Here is a 22,290-nt window from a genome sequence, read left to right as displayed (position 1 = left end):
CGCTCTTGTGATTTGAAATCAATGGATCTCGGGGCGCGCGTCGATCTGGCGGTAGGAAAAAGTAAAGGCGCTGTCGAGGTCGAGCGCCGCATAGAGAATGGGCTCCGCGGTCAGGAAAGGCCGCCAATATTCTCCGAACCCTCGCGCGCCTTCCACGCCCTGGCGACGAAAGCGTTTCTCGCCGGGCTGATGCGGATCGATGTTGGGGTTCTGGAAGCGCCTCGTGAAACCATAGGCCGACGTCACCGTGAAGCGGACCGACACGCCGGCGACGTCGAGCGCGCGCAGGGCGTCGATCCAGGGCGCCGCCCGCAGCAGTTTGCGAACGACATGCAGCGCCACGGCCGGATCGCAGGCATAGGTGAAAGCGCTGGGGCCGAGATCGACGAACAGCCGCTCATATTGAGAGAAAGCGACCACCAGCCGGCGCAGTTTCTTGTCCCTGTTGCGGGCCAGCCGGTCGACGACGCGCGCCAGCGTCCCGATCCAGCCGCTGTCCTCGAGCTGAACCGTCGGCACGACCAGCACGATGGCCTGGGCCGACAGCAATTGGCCGGCGAATTTGTCCTTCACGTCGTTCAGAATCGCGACCCGCGCGCCTTCCGGCGGCACGGCGAGTTCGCCCGCGGCGTCGACGATCTCCAGCAGCCACGGGCCGCGCTCGGCGACCGCCGGCGGAGCCGCGCCGTTCAATCCGAGACGAAAATAATATTCATAGGTGTCGAGCGTGTCGGTGGCGACGCCGCCTTCCACGAAATCCTGCCGCAGCCTGTCGTAATCGGGGCAGGGCGCGCCAAAAATATCCTGGCGCATCGTCGCGGCTTCGGCCTCGACCGCCTCGGCCCGCCGCAGCGGCTGCAAGGTCGGCCGCAAGCCCAGCGGATAGCCGTAGGCGTTTTGCGCCACGCAATCCGCAAGGGAGGCGAGAAGCGAAGATTTGCCGCCCTTCTTGGGGCCGATGAGGCATATGGACAGTTTTTCCTTCATCGCTTTCGCCGGCGTCTCTGCAGTGTCTTCGAGCGAATTGGATACCGGTTCGCATGAAGAAAACACGGTCAACAAGGAATCCCGGAGGCTTTCCGGGAACGGACTTGCTTCGTTCGGGCGCGGGTTCCGTCTCGCGCGATTCGGCGGGCGGAAAAGCGGCCAGTCCCGGCCGCGAGGCCGAGCGTCGAGGAAAATACAGGCGAGAGGCCGGCAATGAAAGGTGACGAAGCGCGCAGGGCGTGATAATCGCCGGCTATGCTTGAAGGTCTTCCACCAAACGGCGCAAGCCATGTGATGCGGCTCGTCTGCGGCGAGCGTGAGGCCCGCGCCATCGCCGATTTCATCGTCGAGACTTTCGACCCCACCGAGACCGCCGCTTCCGCTTTCGAGCAGGAGGGCGGCGCAGATTGGCTGGTCGAGGTTTACTTCGGCGAGCCGCCGGACGAAGAGCTCGTGCGCAGCCTGGTCGCCGAGGTCGCCGGGGAAGAGGCCGGAGCGGCCGCGCAATTTTCCGAAATCGCCAAAAACGACTGGGTCCAGAGCTCCCTCGCCGGCCTGAAGCCGGTTCGAGCGGGGCGAATCGTCGTGCACGGCTCCCACGACCGCCACAGACTGGGCGCCAACGACCTCGGCGTAGAAATCGAGGCCGCCCTGGCGTTCGGCACCGGCCATCACGGCACGACGCTGGGATGTCTCGAGGCGCTGGACCGAATCGCGAAGCGGCGCCGTCCCGCCCGCGTGCTCGATGTCGGAACCGGAACAGGCGTGCTGGCCATCGCCGCCGCGAAACTGCTGCGCCGGCCGGTCGCGAGCTGCGACATCGACCCGGTCGCGGTGGAGATCGCGCGCGCCAACGCCGTCGCAAACGGCGCGGGCGCATTGGTGCGGCCGGTGGTCGCCGCGGGCGTGCGCCACGAGGCTTTTCGCGGCGAGAAGTTCGACCTCATCCTCGCCAATATCCTGGCCCGGCCTCTGCGGCTGCTGGCGCCGAGTCTCGCCCTTGTCGCGGCCCCGGAAGCGGAGCTGGTTCTTTCCGGCCTCCTGATTCGCGACGCGCCGGGCGTCCTTTCCGCCTATCGCGCGCAAGGATTCGCCCTGCGCGAGAGGGGCGAGATCGACGGCTGGACGACTCTCGTGCTCAAGCGCGGCGGCGCTCCGCGTCCTTTCGCTGCTCCCGAAATCGGGCGGCGCTTCGACTTTTCTCCGGACTAGCTGTTTCCGGCCGGACGGCGTCGTCCGGCCGATGATGGATCGCTCAGCCGGACGCCTGCGGGAGGGCCGATGTTCTTCGTCATTTCGAAGCTTTTCGAGTTTTTTGCGTCGCCTTCCCACTTCGCTTTGTTCGCGCTCGCCGCCGGCGTCGTCCTCAGCTATACGCGCCACGCGACCGCGGGCAGGCGCCTGACCGCGGCCAGCGCCGTTCTGCTGCTGGCGATCGCCTTCGGGCCGATCGGCTATTTTCTGGCCGCTCCCCTCGAAGCGCGATTCCCCGAGCCGCCCGAGGATATGCCGGCGCCCGACGGCATCGTGGTGCTCGGGGGAGCGGTCGACGAAGCGCAAAGCGGAGAGAAGGGCCGCGTCGCCCTCAACGAAGCCGCCGAGCGGCTGACGGCGCCGATCGAACTGCTGCGCCGCTATCCTCACGCGCGGCTCGTGTTCACGGGAGGGTCGGCGGCGCTGACCGGCTCCCGCTTCACCGAGGCGCAGGCGGTCAGGCTGTTCTGGCGGTCGACGGGAGTGGACCAGGGCGATGTCGTTTACGAAGATCGCTCGCGCAATACTTTCGAAAACGCGGTTTTCACCCGCGATCTGGTCCGGCCCAAGGCGGGCGAGCGATGGCTGCTGGTGACTTCCGCCATGCATATGCCGCGCTCGATGGGGATCTTCCGCAAGGCCGGCTTTCCGGTGATTCCCTATCCCGTCGATTACAGGACCAACGGCGACTATTCGCGACCTTATTTGTCTTTCGTCACCCAGAACGCCGTCGGCGTGACCGACTCCGCCGCCCATGAATGGGTCGGCCTCGTCGCCTATTATATGACCGGAAAGACCGACGCGCTTTTCCCGGCGCCGTAACTTGCGCAGACGCGAGGGACGCGCTCCTATTCGGGGCGCGCCTGTCTTCTTCCGCGCGAGCCTCCGGAAGGCTCGAGGCCGCGGCCGCCCTGTCCGGCGCTCGCAGGCCAGGAGCCGTGCTTCATCTCCAGGAACAGGGCGATGGCCTGAGCCCGGTTGCGCACTTCGAGCTTCTCGAAGAGATTGCGCAGATGGAACTTGATCGTGTTGATCGAGACGCCGAAATCCTTGGCGAGCTGGCTGTTGGTGTGGCCGGACCCCAGCGCGGACAACAGGCTGCGTTCCCGCAGGGTGAGATTTTCCAGCGGATCGGCCCGCATCTTGCGGATGTCGACGAAGGGAAACACCATGTCGCCGGCGGCCACGGCGGAAAGGACGTCCAGCAGCCGCTCCGGCGGAGCCCGTTTGCTGACGAAACCGGCGCCGCCGAGTTGGAGCGTTTCAGCGGGCGCAGCGGGATCGTTGGTGCCGCTGTAGATCACGATTTTGGGGGCCGAAGCCTGACGCGAGAGCGCGCGAAGGACTTCTCGGGCGTGCATCGTGGGCAACTGCCAGCCGATCACGGCGAGCGAAAAATTGGGTTGCCGCGCAGCCTCCAGAAATTCCTCGCCGTCGGTGACCTTCAGGACCAGATTGAAGCGGCGATCGTCGGTGAGCAGCTTGTCGAGACCCGCCAGGATCAAGGGGCTCTTGTCGCATACCGCGACGTCGATCGTCGTTCCGTTCTTCTTTCCCGCCGGCCTCGCCGGGCCGGGAGCCGTCCTGTCGTCCGTGGAACCATTCGATGAGGCGGGCGGCATCCATATCTCCACATCGCCGGCGGGCGAATGCGCTGCCCGCATTGGCGACTTTCATTAATTTATATTCCGGTTTCCCGCTTCTGCGCCCGATCCGACGCCGAATGGGTCGATATGCGAGCATATAATCGTCCGACCGAAATGAAAAGCTGTTCCTATCCGAACGGGCGGTCGCATTCGCAAAAAGATGGAAAACAAAAAACGCGGCGCCCGGCTTTCCGCCGATGCGCCGCGCTTTAAACTAGCGCCTGATTGCGCTGGTCGCTCAGTCGGAGAAGACCCAACGAGCGGCGAAGTAGGCCGCAGCGCCCAGAACGATGATGGCGACCATGCCGACCGGAGTGGCGGCGTAGCTGGTGAGTTCGAGAATCGCGCCCATAACTTCCTCCTATTGTCATTCACTAATGTGCCGGTCACGGGAAAGTTGCCGACATCTTAACGCGTCACTCGTTATGAGCGACATCCTGTCCTGCGATCACAGTTAGGTGGACCGTTTAGTCTCACGGCGCCCCTTGCGTCATTGCCGACGCAGGCCGTCTCTACAAGAGACAGGAACACTCCTGCATCGTCGCTTGGGCGCTGTTCCTGTACAGAACAAGCCAAATCGAATGAGCAGCGCGTGTCTGCGTTCCCGATCTGCAGTTAACGTTGGCATTATTGTAACCACTGTCTGTTGTCAAGCGAGTCGAATCACGGCGAGCCCCCGTCAATGCGTGGTTTTAGCGCAGTTTACGCTTGCGATGACGCCGCGCCGCGGACTATTTTCGCGCCGCCCGGCCTGAGACGGTAGGCCTCAAAAAAACATTCGCGGGACAGGAAATGCGCAGCCCTTCGCCATCGAAAAAGTTTCTGTTCGCCGCGGCCGTGGCCGTCGCCGCGCTCGTCGCCTTCGTCGCCACGCGCCGCGCTCCGGCTTGCGGCGGGAACGGCAAGATCATGTCGACTCAGACCGAATGCCGAGCGTGGGGATTCGATGCGGAATTGTGCAAGACCGTCGTCGAAAAGGCGCGCGCCATCGCGATGCGCGCCGCGCCGAAGATGAGCAATTCGATCCAGTGCGAAACCGAGTTCACCGATTGCTTCGAGGCGCCGGACGGCGCCTTTTATCCGAAGCCTTCGTTCTGCTTGCGCGGCGACGGCAAGACCGCGCAAGAGCCGACCGAACTGCATTACCTGCGTTACGAATCCGATCGCATGAATCGCAAGAAGACGCGCGAAGTGCCGATCAACTAGAGCATGTTCCCAAAAAGTGCGAAGCGGTTTTTGGAAAAGGAACATGCTCCGTCAAAGAGATTTGGATCGCGTTCGACTGCGTTTTAACCGAACGCGATCCTGCCAACTTTCAAAAAGCGACGCGCGAGTCCAGGAATAGAATTGGAGTACGACATATGACGTCGACGGCGTTTGAAGCGCGTTCGACGCTGTTCGAGTCCAACGCGCTTCAAGGGCGCGAATGCTATTTCTGTCCGATCTGGAATTCGGTGGCGTCGATCGACAGCATGCCCACCGTGGTCTTGACGTCGATGCGCAAGGGCGCGACGACATGCGCATTGGAGAGCGGCGCCAGCCAGACGCTCATGTCGTGGTTTTCCGCCATGAACTTGGTCGACGTGCTGTTGGGACTGTGGCCCGAGATCGGCGTGTAGCGCGCGGAGCAGATCGAAACGGGACCTACGTAGCCTTTCGTCTTGGCTGTCCTCGTGTCGACATAGGAAAGCTCCACGTTGAAGCGCGTCACGCCGTCGAAGACGGGAATGGTCCGGTTGCATGCGCTCGGGCCGACCAGAGGCTGGTCCGGGGGAACGCTCATGATCAGCGCGCTCACCGGGTCCACGACATGGCGTTTTTCTTCCTCGCTGACCGGCAGCCTTATAGCGGCGTCCCACGGCGGCGGCTGGACGTCCAGCGCGCGCACGCTGTTGTTGGCGAGGGACATCCGGGTGGTGCGCGTTTCATAGGAGTTCGCGAAGGTGTTGGCGAAGGCGGCCGGCGCCGGGCCGCCGGGCGCGAGCTTTCCCGAGGCCGTGGCGGCGGCTTTGGTGTTGTTGACCAGATTGGCGAGGCCGGACGTCTTCATTGAAATGTCCAGCCGGTAATTCTGTGGTTCGATCATCGCCGACGCCGAAGCGCTGCCGAAAGAGAGCCCCAGCAAAGTAAGGGCGTAATGGGCCCTCAGGCTTTCGGCGGCGGCGGGCTCCGCGAATGACGCGAGCGCGATCGCCGCGGCCTGCGCCAGCCGGGCGGTCCTGACGCGATCGGAAAAGTCAAACTCGCTCATATCGGCTCGCCTGGATACTGTGACTGGGCGGCCGGCTGGCCGCGCCGGAAGGGGCGGGTCTTGTCGACATCTCGCGACGAAGCCTCACGCCGTTTCCTGGCTGCGGCCGTCCGCGAAAATGCGCCAGGCCCTCAGCCCCGCCTTTGCGACGACGGTGCGACCGTCCTTCGCAAGACCGACGAGATGCCTGAATATGAGAGGATTGCGCCAGGAAAACGGTTTTTCGGGGTCGCAAACCGCATGATATTCGTCGCTGTCGGGGTCCTCCATGAGGAGCGTGCCGATGCGATCGGGCCGGAACTGGGCCGAGAGCCCGCGGTCTTCCTTCCAGTCGCAGTAGTAGTCGCGGCAGACGTCGGGGCGCGTGGCGTAGACCGTGCAGCCGCCGGAGAGCGAGCAATGCCCGCAGAGGGCTCCTGCTTTCTTGTTCAATTCCTCGATCTCAAGGACCTGGCAACAAAAGGTGCAGGCGCCGCAGGCCTTGCCGGGGATTTCGAGCATAGCGTTCCTGAAGGACAATCCGTCTTCGACAGACGGAATCGAATATGCTTATTGTGCCGACAATGAGCCGAGAAGCAACAGGCGAACGATATCCGAAAGGAAAACGAGATGCCACACAACAGCGTTGATCCGGAGAAGCTGTTCGTCTCCACCGATTGGCTGGAGGCGCATCTCTCCGACCCGGACCTCATGGCGTTCGACGCTTCCTGGCACATGCCTGCGGCGGGACGCGACCCTCGCGCCGAATATCTGGACGGCCATATTCCCGGCGCGGTGTTCTTCGATATAGACGGGATCGCCGACAAATCGACCGATCTCCCGCACATGCTGCCAGATCCTGTGGCTTTCTCCGCCGCGATGCGCAAGCTCGGTTTCGGCGACGGCATGCGCGCCGTGATCTACGACAGCGCAGGTCTGTTCTCGGCGCCCCGCCTCTGGTGGACCCTGCGGGTCTTCGGCGTGGAGGATATCGCAATTCTCGCCGGCGGGCTGCCCCGCTGGAAGGCGGAAGGCCGCCCGCTCGAGCAAAGGGAGCCGTCCCGGCCCGCCGCCCATTTCACAGCCCGTCTCAACCATGGCCTGGTGGCGGACGCCGCCGAGGTCAAAAAGGCCCTGGAAACGAAATCCGCGCAGGTGGTGGATATGCGCTCTTCGGAGCGGTTTCGCGGCGTTGCGCCCGAGCCGCGCCCCGGATTGCGCTCGGGCCATATGCCGGGCGCCTTCAACCTTCCGTTTTCGCGGCTCGTCGAACAGGATCGCCTGAAGCAGGCAGCCGAACTCGAAGCCGAGTTCAACGCCGCGGGAATCGATCCCCGGCTTCCGGTGATCGCGAGCTGCGGCTCCGGCCTCACCGCCTGCATATTGAGCTTTGCGCTCGCGGCCGCCGGGCACGGACCTTCATCGGTCTATGACGGCTCCTGGTCCGAATGGGGCGCGCGCGCGGATCTTCCGGTCGCGACCGAGGCGGCCTGACGCCTGGACTTTTGGGCCGCCGCCGCTCTCGCGGAGGTAAGACCGACTCAGATAGGACCAAGCTATAATGCCTGTTTTTTGGGCGTGATTTTAGCCATGGCGGAAATAACCGCCAAATGCTATTAGCCGCGAGGCTTCTTTGCGCCAGGCTTTCTCAGTGCTGAACCGCATGGGGGCCGAGATGCACGCGTGGGGAAAAGGTGAATGAAAAAAATCGAGGCGATCATCAAGCCCTTCAAGCTCGATGAGGTGAAGGAGGCCTTGCAGGCCGCGGGATTGCAAGGCATCACCGTCACCGAGGCGAAGGGCTTCGGTCGCCAAAAGGGTCATACGGAACTGTACCGCGGCGCGGAATATGTCGTGGATTTCCTTCCCAAGGTGAAAATCGAAATCGTTCTGGCGGACGAGTCCGTGGATCGCGCCGTGGAGGCCATCCGCAAGGCGGCCCAGACGGGCCGCATCGGCGACGGCAAGATTTTTGTTTCCAATGTGGAGGGGGCTATCAGGATTCGAACGGGGGAAACCGGCCTGGACGCAATCTGACCGCGCCGGGCCCTCGACGGACCATCCCACCTTTTGCCGATATCACGAAGGTTGATCTCGAAGTTGGTAAACTAGCAGGGGCTCAAGAACATGACGACGGCCAATGACGTAATTAAGAAGATCAAGGACAACGACATCAAGTATGTCGACTTCCGGTTCACCGATCCGCGCGGCAAGTGGCAGCATGTCACGTTCGACGTGTCGATCGTCGACGCCGACGCCCTCGTGGAAGGCATCGCCTTCGACGGATCGTCGATCGCCGGCTGGAAGGCGATCAACGAATCCGACATGCTCCTGATCCCCGATCTCGAGACCGTCACGATCGACCCGTTCTTCGCCGCTTCCACGCTGGTCATCGTCTGCGACGTGGTGGAGCCGACCACCGGCGCCCGCTATAACCGCGATCCGCGCGGCATCGCCAAGAAGGCCGAGGAGTATCTGAAGTCCACCGGCCTCGGCGACACCGCCTTCTTCGGCCCGGAAGCGGAATTCTTCGTCTTCGACGACGTTCGTTTCTCCGCCGAACCCTACAACACCAGCTTCTCGGTCGACAGCTCCGAACTGCCGAGCAACTCCGGCACCGCCTATGAGGGCGGCAACCTCGGCCACCGCGTCCGCACCAAGGGCGGCTATTTCCCGGTGCCGCCGGTCGACTCCGCGCAGGACATGCGCGGCGAGATGCTCGCCGCCATGGCGGCCATGGGCGTTGCGGTCGAAAAGCACCACCACGAAGTGGCTTCCGCTCAGCATGAGCTGGGTCTGAAGTTCCAGACTCTCGTGACCGTGGCCGATCACCTCCAGATCTACAAATACGCCATCCACCAGGTCGCCAATTCCTACGGCAAGTCCGCGACCTTCATGCCGAAGCCGGTCTATGGCGACAACGGCTCGGGCATGCATGTGCACCAGTCGATCTGGAAGGCCGGCCAGCCGGTTTTCGCGGGCGACAAATACGCCGGCCTGTCCCAGGAGTGCCTGTGGTACATCGGCGGCATCATCAAGCACGCCAAGGCCCTCAACGCTTTCACCAACCCGTCGACCAACTCCTACAAGCGTCTGGTCCCGGGCTTTGAGGCGCCGGTGCTGCTGGCCTATTCGTCGCGCAACCGTTCGGCTTCCTGCCGCATTCCTTACGTGACCAGCCCGAAGGCGAAGCGCATCGAGGTTCGCTTCCCCGATCCGACCGCCAATCCCTATCTCGCCTTCGCCGCCATGCTGATGGCCGGTCTCGACGGCATCGCCAACAAGATGGATCCGGGCGAGGCCGCCGATAAGGATCTCTACGATCTGCCCCCGGCCGAGCTGAAGGCCATCCCGACGGTTTGCGGCAGCCTCCGCGAAGCGCTCGACAGCCTCAAGGCCGACCACGCCTTCCTCACGGCCGGCAATGTGTTCAGCCCGGACTTCATCGAATCCTACATCGATCTGAAGTATCAGGACGTCTATCGCTTCGAGATGACGCCCCATCCGGTCGAATACGACATGTATTATAGCTACTAACTGCATAGGGTTCTGATTTCATTGAAAATCAAGTGAAATCAGACCCTTCCTGAGTGGCTTACTGGGTGGTCTACTGGGTGGTCCCGCCCTTTTCGGCCGGCCAAATTTGCGATAATTGAGGGGGCATGAAAGCCCCCTCTTACGTCGTCAAAGTTCCTGGGTCCGGTAACTGGCACTACAAGCGCGACGTGCCGCCTGACATCCGCGCGGCGTTAGGCGGGAAACCGGCGAGATGGCGTCATTCGCTGGGAACATCGGTTCTGAGAGAGGCCTCAATTGAGGCGGCGCGTCTCACTCATAAATACAATGAGTTAATCCGTGTCATCCGCGCCAAGGCTCAGCTTAGCCCAGAGGAACAGGCGCAGATTGAAGAGGCGGGAGGCGAGGGCGCATTCGTCGAGCAAGTCTCCGAACGCCTCAGGGCCGCTGAGGGAGCCGAAAGCGGTGCGCGCTACATCCACAGCATCGCCGAGCTAGACGGCCCAGTCACAGGCTCCGACCCGTTTGCAGTAGCCGCCCGTGAGCTTCTGGCCTCCACCCGTTCAGCCGCTCCCTCCCCCTCCGAAGCCCGCGCCAAAATCGCAGGCCTCCAAGCCGAAGCCGAAAGCTTGCGCGAGGAAATCGCCCAAGACGCGCCCTTGGTCGCCAAGCTGCAACCTGCTTCAGGGCTCACGACCAAGCTGGGCGATCTACCATCAACCACGCAGACGGCAACGCTGGGCTCCGTCCTGGCAGCATGGGAAAAGGTCAAGAAGCCTCGCAACTTCAACCAATACTCGGTGCCGATCCGTGAGTTTGAATCACTTCACGGGCGAAAGTTACTGACGCAGCTCAAGAAAGAACACGTCCGCCAGTTCCGCGACCATCTGGCAGCCAAGGGCCTCAAAGAATCGACGGCCTCGAAACATTTCAGGTGCCTGAAATCCATCTTCAGCTTTGCAGTAGAGGACGGCTATATTGACGCCTCTCCAGCCGCAGCCGTTCGCTGGATTTGGAAAAAGCGGAAGTTCAGTGAACTCAAAGAGGAGTCCCGCCGGACCCTCACTGTTGACGAACTAAACCGATTGCTCGGAGTCTGCGATACGCTCCCCAAAAACAATCACGCAAAGCAAGACGCCGCTTGGTTTATCAGGCTGGCGCTGTGGACTGGAGGACGTCCAGAGGAATTGTGCCAATTGACTCACGCCGATATCGCTAAAGTGAGCGGGGTTATGTGTGTCAGAATCCGTGACCTGCTTAAGTATCAAAAGATCAAGAATCAGTCGTCAATGCGCGACGTTCCGATTCACAAAGCTTTGATTGACATGGGTTTTATCCAGTTTGTCGAGGCCAGAAAGAATCAGCGATTGATTTTCTCCACCCTGAAGGCTGACGGGCGGGAGCGCCTATACAGTCGAATGCAGCGTCGATGCTCCCGATTGATGCGTAATCAAGCCAAGATCACGGACCCTAGAGTCGTGGTCTACTCGTTTCGACACATGTTCAAAGATTGCCTGCGTCGGATTGACGCACCACAATATATCGCTGATCGGCTGATGGGCCATACCTCGCCGGGCAGGCGAGTCGCTGACGGCTATGGTGGCGCTCAAGTTGAGAATCTCAATAAGTGGCTACAGCAAATCGACCTGTTCGATAAGGGGCGGACTGTCTCAGGCTTTAAGGACGAAGAAGCGCCGGCAGAATGAGTCTGGCCCCGACCCTCCCACTCCGGCGACCTCGCACGTCTGACAGCTAGTGAAGCGCGAGGTTTCGCTCCCCGAGGCTCTGGTGGCGGCGAGTGAAGCTGACCCAGAGAAAGATAAACTTGCCCAAGTTGGGCAGGTTTCTAAGCGCGGTATTGTGGAAGGGAGAGGCAATAAAGGTGGCGAAAGTGAAATAGCACGTCGCCTTGGTCGCCGTGCCGGCTCCCAGAGGCGGTCGCCCACGCTCGACTGTGCGTCGTGAACTGAAGGTTGGAGCGCTGTCCGACGACGCCAAAGAGAAAGCCACGGAATTGGGGCGGGAGAAATAGACGAGAGATTGTCGAGAACAGGTTGAGAGCAGACGAATATAGTTGAAATGGGCCGAAAAAGTAAATATTCTTGACTTTTATGCAGAAACATTTAAAATATGAGGATAGAAATTTTGGTTTGCAGACCGCTTCTACCGCCACGCTGTTTGCCAAGCGGCGGTTGGTATTAAGTAGAAAGCAACGACGACTCCATCGGTGGTGGATAGTTTCTCCCAAAAATCGTTCGGGCCTAGGCATTCCCAGACGATCAAGGCAGGCTTTTCTTACGGCGGATCACCCGCGTTTCTTTTGCAAAGTGATTCTCCTTTCGGGAGCGGGTTAACCGCGACCGAAAACAGGGCGCGACGTCATCCATTTTCATGATCGGATGACACCTCACGAGCGGATGACGCCGCGCCTCCCCCCGACGCAGAAATTTGAGTTTCGCACCTGCCTCGCCGGGCTCTTTTTCGGGAAGATCCCCGGTCCAGGTCAAACAAGGGCGAAAACCGGCGGCTGTAAGGCCGCTACGCGCCTCCAACGCGGGTTTGGTTCCTTCTCCCGCAACGCCGTCTTGACTTCTCCAAGGCACGAGTCGGCGGAGGCGCTACGCGCGGCGATTTGGTCCCTGGCACGCTGGATCGCCGCGCCTCCTATCACTTTTCGCAGAGTAGAAAATGAAGAACGTCAAAAACGACCTTGGTTGCAGAATGCTCAACATCGGCGATGTTTCAACAATTTTGGGAGTGAGCATCTATTCGATCAAGGCGGCTCTGGCCCGTGGTTCATTTCCGGAACCCGTTCAAGTCAACCTGTCGAAACGCTGGGCCGTGTCCACGATTCGTGATTTCGCAACGGGACAGTGGAGGCCGTCGAACCCGCTTGAGAATCTCGACGAAGGCGAGGCGGCTTGATCAATGATGGAATTCACGACAACGCAAATGGCTTATTGCATCGGACGAAGTTCCCACGCGTTCAGCCATTTACGCAACCGTTCAGTCGGATTTCCGAGGCCGCGAACTGAAGGCCACGCGCTCTTTTGGAATCCAATTTTGGTCAGGGAGTGGATTGTCCGCACCCCCGACGCGATGGTTTCGACCTCTTACAAACTCCCGCCGTTTTCGCTGGAGCGTTACGACGCGCGCGTCTCTGAAACCCTCGCAAAGCAGGAGGCAGCGACGGAATGAAACTTTTAGCGAGTAGTAATTATGACTGATGCACATACGATTTCTATCGCCGTCGACTCCAGCAAAGGCATTGCGGGACTCAACGCTTTACGCCAAGCCATCTCTGCAACGTCGCGTGAACTGTCCGCGTTTGGCGGCAACACGGCGGGCTTCTCCCAGCTTGCCGCACAGCTAAACGCCACTTCGTCAGCCTTTCAAAATTTGGCGAAGAGCATCGCCGCGCTGTCTGCTGCCTCTAGCCGACTCGGCTCTCTAAACGTCAACAGTTTTAGCAACCTGCAACGTGGTGCAACTCGCGCTGGCGTCGCGATCCATGCGCTTGGCGGTTCGTTCGGCTTAACGACTCAGGCCGCAGGACTCCTCGCCGCTGCCGTGGGCGGAATGTCACTCGCCAAATTTTCAGCCGACGTGCAATCCACGGGCAATAGCCTGTTGAGCTTCAAAATTGCAATCGACTCGGTAGCGACCTCTTCAAGAGAGTCAACCGACGCGCTGAAGTTCATACGCGAGACCGCTTCGACGATTGGAACGCCGCTAGACGCCGCTACCGAGTCTTTCAAGACTCTCTATTCATCGATGCGCGCCCTCGGGCGCAACCCTGATGAAATCATGAAAGTGTTTCGAGGGTTCAGCGTTGCGTTAGGCGCGTTGCACGTGAGCGCACAGGACCAGCGCATGGCATGGCGCGAAATCTCGGAAACATATTCTCAAAATATCATCCACACAAGGCAAGCCATCCTTTCGCTGGGCTCACACATTCCCGCCATGGCCGCTAACCTCCAGCAAGCGCTAGGCGTCACGGGTTCGAAACTACACGAGATGTTTAAGGCCGGTGGGCTGCCACTCGACACCTGGACGAAGGTCTCTAAAATCCTCGAAAAGCGTTACAGCAACGGGCTTGCCGAAGCGACGAATCATTCGACGCTTAATATCATCGCTCTTCAGAACGCGCTGACTCGCCTTCAGCAGACCGTATATGAAAACGGATTCGATTCTGGTTTCACTACCTTCCTGAAAACTCTTCAGGGTGGACTGAACGCCGTCGGAATCGACGACCTGGGAAAGAAAATCGGCGAGGCTTTCCGCATTGGGTTCACTGCCGCCAGTCTGTTCGCTCAGAAGGTCATCGAACTTCGTGAACCGATCGCAGCCGTCGCCAAGGGACTAGCTGGCTATGCGGTAGCCTCGCTTGGAATCCGCCTTGCCGCTGGCGCTCTAGCGCTGTTGACCTCACCACTAGGTGCAGCGGCTGCTTTCGCCGCCCTGCTCGCTTCGCAATGGGATATGCTTTCTTCCGTCTTCAGCGGCAGCGACTCAAGCTTCAACGCCGCTGCCGAAAATATCAAAAAACTAACAAACGGCTGGATTGACTTACATAAATCAATCAAGGGGGCTGTAGAAATTTGGGAGCTTGCCAAAGGCCTGTTCTCCGGCAAGAGCCTAGATGATTCCAAATCGCTCGCCGCACAGGCGGGCGCGGATTTTGACGCGGGTAAATACGGACAGCACAAAGGCCAGGACTTCGCCCAAGGATTCCTTGACAAGGCGTCCGAACTGTTCAGCAAGTTAGGCACTTCTTTCAAAATACCTTCGTTCGATATCGGCAGCTTGGGTAAGGACTGGGACAGACTCTATAAAGAATCAGCCCCGCGTGATTTTGCGTCCGGAGGCGACTACAAGGGCAACGCCGCGCGCTACGCTTCTCTCGCCGATAACGAGCTTTCTGAGTCGCTCAAGTGAGCTGCTGCCGGTTTGGTGGACACCGAGATAAGGTGTTTTACGGAACCGGAGGTGGAGCATGGAACGGCGTCAGTTCAGCCGGGAGTTCAAGGTCGAAGCGGTCCGTTTGGTGCGCGAGCGCGGCGTAAGCGTTGCGCAGGCGGCGCGGGATCTGGAACTGCACGAGAACATGCTGCGGCGTTGGGTGAAGGAATTGGCGGCTGATCCGGCCGCCGCCTTTCCTGGTCAGGGGCAGATGAAGCCCGAGCAGCTTGAAATCGAGCGCCTGCGGCGCGAAGTCACCAAGCTGCGGGCGGAGCGCGACATCCTAAAAAAGGCCGCGGCCTTCTTTGCGAGGGAAGCGAAATGAGGTTCGCTTTTATCGCAAAGCACCGTTCGATCTGGCCGGTGGCGTGGCTCTGCAAAGCGCTGGATGTCTCCCGGTCGGGTTTTCACGCCTGGCTCAAGCGCGGACCGAGCGCTCGCGACAAGCTTGATGAGGAGATGACGGCCTCCATCCGGGCGAGCTTTGTCGCCAGCGCCAGAACCTATGGCGCACGCCGGGTCTGGCGGGATGTTCTGGCTGACGGCTTTTGCTGCGGACTGCATAAGATCGAGCGCTTGATGCAGGAAAACGCCTTGCGGGCGCGGCCTCGCCGGCGTGGCTTGCCCAAAGACGGCGGTCAGCGGCTCGCCGACGCCGTGGCGCCGAATGTTCTGGACCGCCAGTTCGTCGCCGAGCGGCCGAACCAGAGGTGGATCGCCGACTTCACCTACATCTGGACGGCAGAGGGCTGGCTGTATGTCGCCGCTGTCATCGACTTGTTCTCGCGGCGTGTTGTCGGCTGGTCCATGAAGGCCGAGATGACCGCGCAATTGGTGGCGGACGCCCTGATCATGGCGATCTGGCGACGCGGCAGGCCAGACGCCTTGCTGCACCACTCCGACCAGGGCAGCCAATACACCAGCGACCACTTCCAGCGCCTGATGGCCGACAACGGCGTCACCTGTTCGATGAGCCGATCCGGCAACGTCTGGGACAATGCGGCGATGGAGTCGTTCTTCTCGTCGATGAAAACCGAGCGCGTCGCCAGGAAAATCTACCGGACGCGCGACGAGGCCAGGGCAGATGTGTTTGATTATATCGAGCGCTTCTACAACACCGTCCGCCGTCACTCGACCATCGGCTATCTCAGCCCGGTTGAGTTCGAGCGGAAGGTCGCATTAGCTTAACCAGCTGTCCACCAAACCGGCAGCAGCTCACTGTTCCTACTTTGCGCAGGAGGGCGTTGACGCGCCAAGCGAGTCCATTTTCGAAAAGCTTCGTAAGCGCATCTCGGAGGCGGAGCGCGATCCGAACAAGGCGCGCGAGCGCTATGACGACGATACTTGGCTTTTGAATCGCATCGAACAGGCGCGCGGCTATATCGAGTCGAGTCCGCCGACGCGCTCTAACAAGAGACATACCGTATTTGGCGACAAGGCCGAAGGCTTCCGCGTCCTTAATCAAAAGACTGCCATCGTGCATGTCGGCGGTAAGACTCGCTATCTGAAAGAAGGCAAGGACGGCAAGGTTGATTTCCAGAACCAAGCCGATGCGAGCCTAACTTATGCGCCTTACCAGTTGGCAGTTAAAAAGGGTGAGCACACCGAATACATGCCGCTCTTGCCGCTGTGGAAGAACGAGCGTTCGCGTCGCGAATATGCGGATGTGACCTTCGACCCTAGCGAAATGACGCCGCAGGACGGAAGCTCGCCGGATCACGTCTATAACCTTTGGAAGGGCTTTGCGATTGAGCCCGCCAAGCCCGGCGAAGGATCGTGGCGTTTGATGCAGCGCCATTGGTTCAACGTCATGTGCAACGGCGATGAAGAGCATTTCTTTTGGTGGTGCGGGTGGTGGGCGGACCTTCTGCAAACTCCGGCCCATAAGCCCGGTAGCTCCATCGTCGCAACCGGTAAGCACGGGACCGGCAAGTCGCTTGTCGCTTCCATGTTCGCGCGCGTCCTCGGCAAGCACTACACCTACATCGACGACGAAAATGGCCTAACCGGGCAGTTCAACGCGCACTTTGAAACGGCGCTATTGGTCGATGTGGCTGAGGCGTATTTCTCCGGGAATATGAAAATCATAGGCAAGGTAAAGAGCCTGATCACGGCTGAGGTAGCGCAATTCGAGCGCAAGGGAATCGACAAGGTTCAACTCCCCTCCTACTCGCGCTTTTATCAGACCGCCAACCCGAACAAGGAAAATAAGATCATCTTCGCGGAAGAAGGCGAACGCCGCTATTTCGTGACTGAGGTCGGCGACCAACACGCCAAGGAACCGAGCTATTTCGTCCCGTTGGTCGCGGAGACTAAGGGGGACGGCCCCGCTGCGATGATGCGTGATCTTCTGGCACTGGACATTAGCGACGTTGATCTGACCAATCCGCCGCTGACGGCTGCGTTCGGCGAACAGGTTGCTGTGAACATGTCGCAGAAAGAAAAATGGTGGCTGGCTGTCCTGGAAACCGGGGGCTTCCCCCAGCACGAATTTGTGAACCAGACAGGTCCGACGCTAGCCGAACTGGAAAAGTGGGAGACTGAAGGGCTGATCGTCGAAAAAAAGATTGTCTATGACTCCTTCAACTCCCGTGTCCGTCCGTATGGCGGCGGCGAGACCGACGAACGCACGATTGCGAAGGACTTGTATAAGATGGTTCCTGGTCTGACCGAATGCCGTCCAACGCGTCCGAATGGCGCGCGTCCGCGCTGCTTTTCCTTCCCGCCGCTTAAGCAGCTTCGTGACGACTTCACGGCAAGGACGCAAATCCGCCTCGGTGCCGATATGGACAAGGACGATGCGGCGCGGGTGGCGAAGGCCGATCTTCAGGACCCGTTCTTTGCGGCTGGATATGAGATGGTCGCGGACGCCGTGATTGAAGGAATTTTTGGAAGCCATCCTTTCCAGCACGATGGCGAGGACTCGGACGGCGACTACATCTATGCGCTGTTTTCGAAGGATGGCTATTGGACCGAAGTGGGCCAGCGCGGCGGGTAGTAGCTGGCGAAGGTCATAAGCAAGTCAAGGCAGGGACGGGAGCAGTCAGGACTGGTCTCGTCCTTTTCTCGTTTTTCAACGCCTTCTCAGTCGTAAGCGCAAAGCCGAGGCCGTTTAGGCGACGTAATTCCAGGGCATGAGAGCCTCGATGTCGCGGTTTGGCCAGCCGTTGGCGATGCGCTCGAGGGTTTGCTTGAGCCAGGCGAATGGATCGGCGCCGTTCATTTTCGCGGTGGTCAGCAGGGTCGCCAAAGTTGCCCACGTCCGGCCACCACCGTCGGAACCGGCGAAGAGCGCATTCTTTCTTGTAATGGTCTGGGGCCGGATCGCCCGCTCGACTACATTGGAGTCGATCTCGACGTGGCCGTCGGCGAGGAACAGTTCCAAGCTGGCTCGGCGCCCCAAAGCGTAGCGGATGTGTTCGGCGAGCTTGGATTTGCCCGAGATGAGCGCCAGCTCCCGTTCCCAGCGCGCAAACAATTCGGCGACGATCGGAGCCGAGGATTGGCGGCGCGCCGCCAACCTATCGTCCGGCATCAGATCGCGAACCTGGTCTTCCACCGACCAGAGATCCTTCATCCGCTCGACCGTAGCGGTGGCCAAGCTGGAGCTGCCGGCGACATGCAGTTCGTAAAATCTTCGGCGCAGATGCGCCCAGCAGCAGGCCAGGAGCAAAGCCTTCTCGCCGCGATCTGCCCCGGCCAGCCGCTGATAGGCGGCGTAGCCATCGACTTGCAGAATGCCGTAATACCCCTTCAGATGCCGCAAGGCGCAATCGCCGGAACGGCTGTCCTCGAAGCGGTAGGCGACCATCGGCGGATCGCCGCCGCCAAAGGGCCGATCGTCTCTCGCGTAGGCCCATAAATAGGCTTTCTTCGCCTTGCCGGCGCCGGGCTCCAGCGTCGGCAACGTCGTCTCGTCGGCAAAGACGCGCGGGCTCTGCTTGATCCGCCACAGCACATGGTCCGAAAGCGGCTCCAGTTCGAAGCCAAGCCGCCCCATCCATTGCGCCATCAGCGAACGATCAAGCTCGACCCCGTCGCGGGCGTAAATGCCTTCCTGCCTATAAAGCGGCAGGCCGTCGGCGTATTTGGAGACGGCGATCATCGCCAACAGGGCCTCGGTGGGAATGCCGCCCTCGATAATGCGCGCGGGAGCAGGCGCCTGGATGACGCCATCGACGTCGACGTCTTTGAAGGCGTATTTCGGGCGGCGGGTGACGATCACCCGGAAGCGCGGCGGCTCGACGTCCAAGCGTTCACAAACGTCCTCGCCGATCTTGATCTTCTCCTTGCCCAGATGTTCGGCGGGTACCTCGGGCTCGATCACCACCTCGACCCGTTCAAGATGAGAGGCGAACGCCTTACGCGGACGCGGCGCCCGCTTTTGTTTGGCCGAGCCGCCCGCTTTGTCCAGCCCCGCCTTGATTTCGGCGATGCCGGTCTGGATCTCCTCAAACACGAAGGCCTGCTGTTCGGCCGCGGCAGCCCCCAGCTTTTCCGAGCGCTTGCCGAAGCGGTTTCGCTCCAGCGCCTTGAGGATCGAAGTCAGCCGGGCGATGCGTTCGTCAGCTGCCGCATTGAGGACTTTGAGGTCGCGGATTTCGCTTTCGAGCGCCTCTGTGCGCGCCGCCTTTTCGGCCATGACGCGGACCAGCGCTTTCAGCGCGTCAACATCGTCAGGAAGCGGAAAATCGAGCATTTTCATTAGGATGATTAAAGCACAGATCCAGTGGAAACGCTCGTGTTTTCAACGTAATCATGCCGATTTTCCGACCGTTCAGCCGGCGCTGACCGGGCGTTTGAGGTCGACCGGACGCACCCGTTTCCAATCCAATCCGTCAACCAGCGCCATCAACTGGGCATGATTGAGTTGAACCTGGTTTGGCCCGATCCGCGGCCAGCAAAATTGCGATTCCTCCAATCGCTTCGAGAACAGGCACACGCCGGTCCCATCAAACCAAACGATCTTGATTCTATCGGCTCTCTTGGCCCGGAACACATAAAGCGCGCCGTTGAACGGGTCGGCGCCGACATCGCGCACCAGCGACAGCAAACCGTCCGGGCCTTTGCGAAAATCGACCGGTTGGCTGGCCAGATAGATTTTCACGCCCGACGCGATCATGCCGAGCGCACCGCGCGGATCACGCGACGCAGATCGGCTTCGCCAATGTCGGCGCTGACGCGGATCACTGTGGCGCCGACGGAGATTTCCACCGTTGGCGCAGACCTGCCCTCGACATCCGGCGGATTCGCGCAAGCGGTAGGCGAGGCCGTCACCGCACCTTCGCGCATCGCTTGCCGGCGCCAGCCAAAAAGCTGAGACGGCGAAATGCCCATCTCCCGCGCGGCCGCGGAAATATTCACGTCGGGATCCAGTGTCGCCGCAACAGCTCGTGCCTTGAACTCGTCAGACCACCGGCGACGGCGAGAAACCGGAGCGCCATCAAGACGATCAACCACGGCTTCGATCAGTTGGAAACTTCTATCACCAGGCATAGGCGCAGACATAGATGCTCACAGCAGTACAAATTGTGCTGCTATTGATAGCTGGGCCACCTATGCGCCGCCATCACGGGGCTGCCTTGGCGCTTACTCTCAGTCGCGGAGCGTGTGCAGTCCAATGCCGGTCCAATGCCTCCAGAACACTGGACGCCATAAGTCATTGTTTTTAAAGGGCGCGTCCAATGTGTCCACAATAACCGATGAATCGAGGGTCAATTGTTAGAATACGGTGGCAGGCGTGCACGGTGCTGCGGACTGTCGGCAGATGACTGTCTGTAAGGTGAATATTATTTTTTATATAGGACTCATTGGTCACATTGGACTCCTTCAATAAAAACAGTTAGTTATGAAAATTGATTATTGGACCGGCATTGGACCGGACAACCGGATGCGCGCAACGCAGGTAAAACAGACGCCCGCCGGACCAGCCGTCGAGACCAGGACGAGCGCAGAACCTGTGCCCTAGCGCCACGTGCTCTAAATGGGCGGTCTGGGCATGGAAGCCGCGCGTTGGTATCGTTCCGAAGGGTAATTACCGGACCACGGTGTTCAACATGATCGGCGCGATCTTATGCTCTGGGCGTCGCGCCGATATTATTCCAAAATGGCGGATCAAAATGACTGAAGAGAACCCTTTGGTAAAAATACTGTCTGATTTAAATAACAAAGCGTATAGCAGGTCAATGTATTTTTTCTCTAAAGACCTAACAGAAGCGCTGAATCTATTTTTGTTTACTGTCGATCTTGCTACTAGAGTAGATAAGAGTGTTGTTATTGGCTCAAAGGCTCTGATAAGTGGTTCCACTGGTGAAGATAGGGAGCGTCATTTAAGAAATATTGAAGCTATTGAGAAGGGTGGCGGTGCGTTTGGTAAACTGAAAGAATTCAACATAATAAACTCTAGGCATCTACTGACTACTTCGGTGGAGGCATTTGACTGTTATCTATCTCACATAATAAGGTGTGTTCTTCTAAAAAATCCACAGATGCTTCGTTCATCAGAGAAAATATCTATAGATGAATTATATGATTTCAAAAGTAAGAGGGAATTATCACACTATATCGCCGATCGTAAGGTGAGTGAACTGTCATATTCAGGCATAAGAGGTATTGAGAAATATTTAAAGGACGTATTTGGCGTTGATATGTTTGGAAACACCGACAGTAAAGACCTTCTGATTGTATTTATGGAGCTAAGAAATATCCATGTTCATAATAGGGGGTTTGTAAATCGTTTGTTTCTCAGTAAAGTAAAAAACCACTGTGGGTTTAAGTTCGAGTTTGACCGTCGTTACGTCGTGTATTCCGACGATCTAATGCGTCTAATGCGTAATCTTATCGATGTTGGACTCAGGATTGATCGAATCATTTCCGTGAAGTTCCATCTAGACAGAAAAAAGGGTGTGAATTGGAAAAAGTCTAAACCCAAATACGAATCTTAGAGAAGCGCGCTCGCCATCAAAGGGATTTGCCTGTTACCTCCCTGTTACCCACAACCTATTGAAAATACAATAGGTAACAGGCAAAACAGGGAAACAGGCAATTTTTGAAAAACCTCTGAGGGATTGCGTGCACTACCGCCTGCGTAGTGCATGATCACCACTCTGGTTTTTCTTCCCATATAACTTTTTCATTATTACCTGTTTTGCCTGTTACCCTGTTATCATCAAATAAAATCAAGTGGTTATGGGTAACAGGGAGGGTAACAGGGTAAACAGGCAAATTCATCGGGGCAGGTGCGCACGGTCACGCGGGAGACCAGATAGCCTACCATCAGGGGTCCAGACCAAACGCCTATACGAGTCCCATCTGGTGGAGCCCAGATCAACCCTCTGAAAAAGCCAGCTAGTGCATCTATATATGTCGTGCCGCCACCATCGCCGCTCCTTCCCGCCGGCAGGCTGCTCCCGCCAGTATGCAGAGTTGTGGCGATCTTCTTACGAAGGTTAAAAAAGTTAATGTTCGACCGTTAAGGTTAACAAAACATTAAGGTTAACCTTCCATTAAGATTAACAGATTCCGACCGACCCCTTATTCACAAATCTAGACCGTGGAATAGCCGCGCGCGTCTCTGGACCCGTCCTTCTCTCCGCCCGCCAAGCGCCGGTCCACCTCCCTCGCCAGCCGCCAAGCGTCCGCCCAGCACCAAGCGCAGCGCTTAGCGCGAGTTCACCCGCTTCCTCCAGCCGAATC

19 protein-coding genes are annotated in these 22,290 nt (G+C 59.2%); 12 read left to right on the top strand and 7 right to left on the bottom strand.

The genetic code is table 11. The annotated features are described in order from the left end of the window. Positions 1 to 18 precede the first annotated feature (18 nt). Positions 19 to 987 carry a hypothetical protein gene (locus H2LOC_RS12725; RefSeq protein WP_136496723.1) on the bottom strand — a complete coding sequence of 323 codons (969 nt, stop codon included), beginning with the start codon at positions 985 to 987 and terminating at the stop codon, positions 19 to 21. 255 nt (positions 988 to 1,242) lie between these two features. Here H2LOC_RS12725 and H2LOC_RS12720 point away from each other — a divergent pair, with 255 nt between their 5' ends. Both H2LOC_RS12720 and H2LOC_RS12715 read left to right on the top strand, forming a co-directional pair. After that, positions 1,243 to 2,199 carry a 50S ribosomal protein L11 methyltransferase gene (locus tag H2LOC_RS12720; RefSeq protein WP_136496722.1) on the top strand — a complete coding sequence of 319 codons (957 nt, stop codon included), beginning with the start codon at positions 1,243 to 1,245 and terminating at the stop codon, positions 2,197 to 2,199. A 69-nt stretch (positions 2,200 to 2,268) separates the two neighbouring features. Beyond that, on the top strand, positions 2,269 to 3,063 hold the full coding sequence (locus H2LOC_RS12715) for a YdcF family protein (RefSeq protein ID WP_136496721.1): 795 nt from the start codon (positions 2,269 to 2,271) through the stop codon (positions 3,061 to 3,063). Positions 3,064 to 3,089: 26 nt separating this feature from the next. Here the strand turns inward: H2LOC_RS12715 and H2LOC_RS12710 are convergent, their stop codons facing one another. After that, the gene (locus tag H2LOC_RS12710; RefSeq protein ID WP_136496720.1) at positions 3,090 to 3,863 is read right to left on the bottom strand and encodes a response regulator transcription factor; all 774 of its coding nucleotides are present in this window, start codon (positions 3,861 to 3,863) and stop codon (positions 3,090 to 3,092) included. A gap of 816 nt (positions 3,864 to 4,679) precedes the next feature. Between H2LOC_RS12710 and H2LOC_RS12705 the strand changes: the two genes are divergently transcribed. Beyond that, positions 4,680 to 5,093: a DUF1190 domain-containing protein gene (locus H2LOC_RS12705; RefSeq protein ID WP_136496719.1), complete on the top strand. Its 414-nt coding sequence runs from the start codon at positions 4,680 to 4,682 to the stop codon at positions 5,091 to 5,093. 223 nt (positions 5,094 to 5,316) lie between these two features. Here the strand turns inward: H2LOC_RS12705 and H2LOC_RS12700 are convergent, their stop codons facing one another. Beyond that, positions 5,317 to 6,138, bottom strand: coding sequence for a DUF3108 domain-containing protein (locus tag H2LOC_RS12700; protein ID WP_136496718.1), 822 nt, complete (start codon positions 6,136 to 6,138; stop codon positions 5,317 to 5,319). Positions 6,139 to 6,222: 84 nt separating this feature from the next. Further along, complete coding sequence (locus tag H2LOC_RS12695) at positions 6,223 to 6,639, bottom strand: hypothetical protein (RefSeq protein ID WP_136496717.1); 417 nt, start codon at positions 6,637 to 6,639, stop codon at positions 6,223 to 6,225. 108 nt (positions 6,640 to 6,747) lie between these two features. Between H2LOC_RS12695 and sseA the strand changes: the two genes are divergently transcribed. The 8 genes from sseA to H2LOC_RS12655 all read left to right on the top strand — a co-directional run bounded on the left by sseA (position 6,748) and on the right by H2LOC_RS12655 (position 17,593). Next, positions 6,748 to 7,611 carry a 3-mercaptopyruvate sulfurtransferase gene (gene sseA / locus H2LOC_RS12690; RefSeq protein WP_136496716.1) on the top strand — a complete coding sequence of 288 codons (864 nt, stop codon included), beginning with the start codon at positions 6,748 to 6,750 and terminating at the stop codon, positions 7,609 to 7,611. Positions 7,612 to 7,815: 204 nt separating this feature from the next. Continuing rightward, positions 7,816 to 8,154: a P-II family nitrogen regulator gene (locus H2LOC_RS12685; protein WP_136496715.1), complete on the top strand. Its 339-nt coding sequence runs from the start codon at positions 7,816 to 7,818 to the stop codon at positions 8,152 to 8,154. A 90-nt stretch (positions 8,155 to 8,244) separates the two neighbouring features. After that, entirely contained in the window at positions 8,245 to 9,654 is a 1,410-nt protein-coding gene (glnA, locus tag H2LOC_RS12680) for a type I glutamate--ammonia ligase (protein ID WP_136496714.1), read from the top strand. 125 nt (positions 9,655 to 9,779) lie between these two features. Continuing rightward, entirely contained in the window at positions 9,780 to 11,339 is a 1,560-nt protein-coding gene (locus tag H2LOC_RS12675) for a site-specific integrase (RefSeq protein ID WP_136496713.1), read from the top strand. A 982-nt stretch (positions 11,340 to 12,321) separates the two neighbouring features. Further along, positions 12,322 to 12,558, top strand: a complete 237-nt coding sequence (locus H2LOC_RS12670) for a hypothetical protein (RefSeq protein WP_136496712.1) — start codon at positions 12,322 to 12,324, stop codon at positions 12,556 to 12,558. A gap of 294 nt (positions 12,559 to 12,852) precedes the next feature. Beyond that, a complete protein-coding gene (locus H2LOC_RS12665) occupies positions 12,853 to 14,571 on the top strand; it encodes a tape measure protein (RefSeq protein ID WP_136496711.1) in 1,719 nt (572 codons plus the stop codon). A gap of 58 nt (positions 14,572 to 14,629) precedes the next feature. Beyond that, positions 14,630 to 15,783, top strand: a protein-coding gene (locus H2LOC_RS12660; protein WP_136495120.1) for an IS3 family transposase whose coding sequence is annotated in 2 segments (ribosomal slippage) — positions 14,630 to 14,879 and positions 14,879 to 15,783 — 1,155 coding nt in all. Because the reading frame shifts where the segments join, the coding sequence is not laid out codon by codon here. A 163-nt stretch (positions 15,784 to 15,946) separates the two neighbouring features. Then, a complete protein-coding gene (locus tag H2LOC_RS12655; protein ID WP_136496710.1) occupies positions 15,947 to 17,593 on the top strand; it encodes a primase-helicase family protein in 1,647 nt (548 codons plus the stop codon). A 114-nt stretch (positions 17,594 to 17,707) separates the two neighbouring features. Here the strand turns inward: H2LOC_RS12655 and tnpC are convergent, their stop codons facing one another. The 3 genes from tnpC to H2LOC_RS12640 form a co-directional block, all read right to left on the bottom strand. Beyond that, positions 17,708 to 19,294, bottom strand: a complete 1,587-nt coding sequence (tnpC, locus tag H2LOC_RS12650) for an IS66 family transposase (protein ID WP_246206786.1) — start codon at positions 19,292 to 19,294, stop codon at positions 17,708 to 17,710. Between the two features lie 78 nt (positions 19,295 to 19,372). Then, positions 19,373 to 19,717, bottom strand: a complete 345-nt coding sequence (tnpB, locus tag H2LOC_RS12645) for an IS66 family insertion sequence element accessory protein TnpB (protein WP_136495377.1) — start codon at positions 19,715 to 19,717, stop codon at positions 19,373 to 19,375. Continuing rightward, positions 19,714 to 20,103, bottom strand: a complete 390-nt coding sequence (locus H2LOC_RS12640; RefSeq protein WP_136495378.1) for a transposase — start codon at positions 20,101 to 20,103, stop codon at positions 19,714 to 19,716. The genes tnpB and H2LOC_RS12640 overlap by 4 nt, the downstream gene beginning before the upstream one ends. A 548-nt stretch (positions 20,104 to 20,651) precedes the next feature. Between H2LOC_RS12640 and H2LOC_RS12635 the strand changes: the two genes are divergently transcribed. Beyond that, the gene (locus H2LOC_RS12635) at positions 20,652 to 21,539 is read left to right on the top strand and encodes a hypothetical protein (RefSeq protein WP_136496709.1); all 888 of its coding nucleotides are present in this window, start codon (positions 20,652 to 20,654) and stop codon (positions 21,537 to 21,539) included. Positions 21,540 to 22,290 lie beyond the last annotated feature (751 nt).

This window comes from Methylocystis heyeri, assembly GCF_004802635.2.
GTDB classification, from domain to species: Bacteria; Pseudomonadota; Alphaproteobacteria; order Rhizobiales; family Beijerinckiaceae; genus Methylocystis; species Methylocystis heyeri.
This window is presented reverse-complemented; position numbering and strand designations above follow the sequence as displayed.

Coding starts and splice junctions, on each gene's coding strand:
- H2LOC_RS12675 (WP_136496713.1), top strand. CDS start 9,780: ATGAAAGCCCCCTCTTACGTCGTCAAAGTTCCTGGGTCCGGTAACTGG.
- H2LOC_RS12635 (WP_136496709.1), top strand. CDS start 20,652: ATGATCGGCGCGATCTTATGCTCTGGGCGTCGCGCCGATATTATTCCA.
- glnA (WP_136496714.1), top strand. CDS start 8,245: ATGACGACGGCCAATGACGTAATTAAGAAGATCAAGGACAACGACATC.
- H2LOC_RS12685 (WP_136496715.1), top strand. CDS start 7,816: ATGAAAAAAATCGAGGCGATCATCAAGCCCTTCAAGCTCGATGAGGTG.
- tnpB (WP_136495377.1), bottom strand. CDS start 19,717: ATGATCGCGTCGGGCGTGAAAATCTATCTGGCCAGCCAACCGGTCGAT.
- H2LOC_RS12710 (WP_136496720.1), bottom strand. CDS start 3,863: ATGCCGCCCGCCTCATCGAATGGTTCCACGGACGACAGGACGGCTCCC.
- sseA (WP_136496716.1), top strand. CDS start 6,748: ATGCCACACAACAGCGTTGATCCGGAGAAGCTGTTCGTCTCCACCGAT.
- H2LOC_RS12700 (WP_136496718.1), bottom strand. CDS start 6,138: ATGAGCGAGTTTGACTTTTCCGATCGCGTCAGGACCGCCCGGCTGGCG.
- tnpC (WP_246206786.1), bottom strand. CDS start 19,294: ATGCTCGATTTTCCGCTTCCTGACGATGTTGACGCGCTGAAAGCGCTG.
- H2LOC_RS12705 (WP_136496719.1), top strand. CDS start 4,680: ATGCGCAGCCCTTCGCCATCGAAAAAGTTTCTGTTCGCCGCGGCCGTG.
- H2LOC_RS12640 (WP_136495378.1), bottom strand. CDS start 20,103: ATGTCTGCGCCTATGCCTGGTGATAGAAGTTTCCAACTGATCGAAGCC.
- H2LOC_RS12695 (WP_136496717.1), bottom strand. CDS start 6,639: ATGCTCGAAATCCCCGGCAAGGCCTGCGGCGCCTGCACCTTTTGTTGC.
- H2LOC_RS12670 (WP_136496712.1), top strand. CDS start 12,322: ATGAAGAACGTCAAAAACGACCTTGGTTGCAGAATGCTCAACATCGGC.
- H2LOC_RS12720 (WP_136496722.1), top strand. CDS start 1,243: ATGCTTGAAGGTCTTCCACCAAACGGCGCAAGCCATGTGATGCGGCTC.
- H2LOC_RS12725 (WP_136496723.1), bottom strand. CDS start 987: ATGAAGGAAAAACTGTCCATATGCCTCATCGGCCCCAAGAAGGGCGGC.
- H2LOC_RS12665 (WP_136496711.1), top strand. CDS start 12,853: ATGACTGATGCACATACGATTTCTATCGCCGTCGACTCCAGCAAAGGC.
- H2LOC_RS12715 (WP_136496721.1), top strand. CDS start 2,269: ATGTTCTTCGTCATTTCGAAGCTTTTCGAGTTTTTTGCGTCGCCTTCC.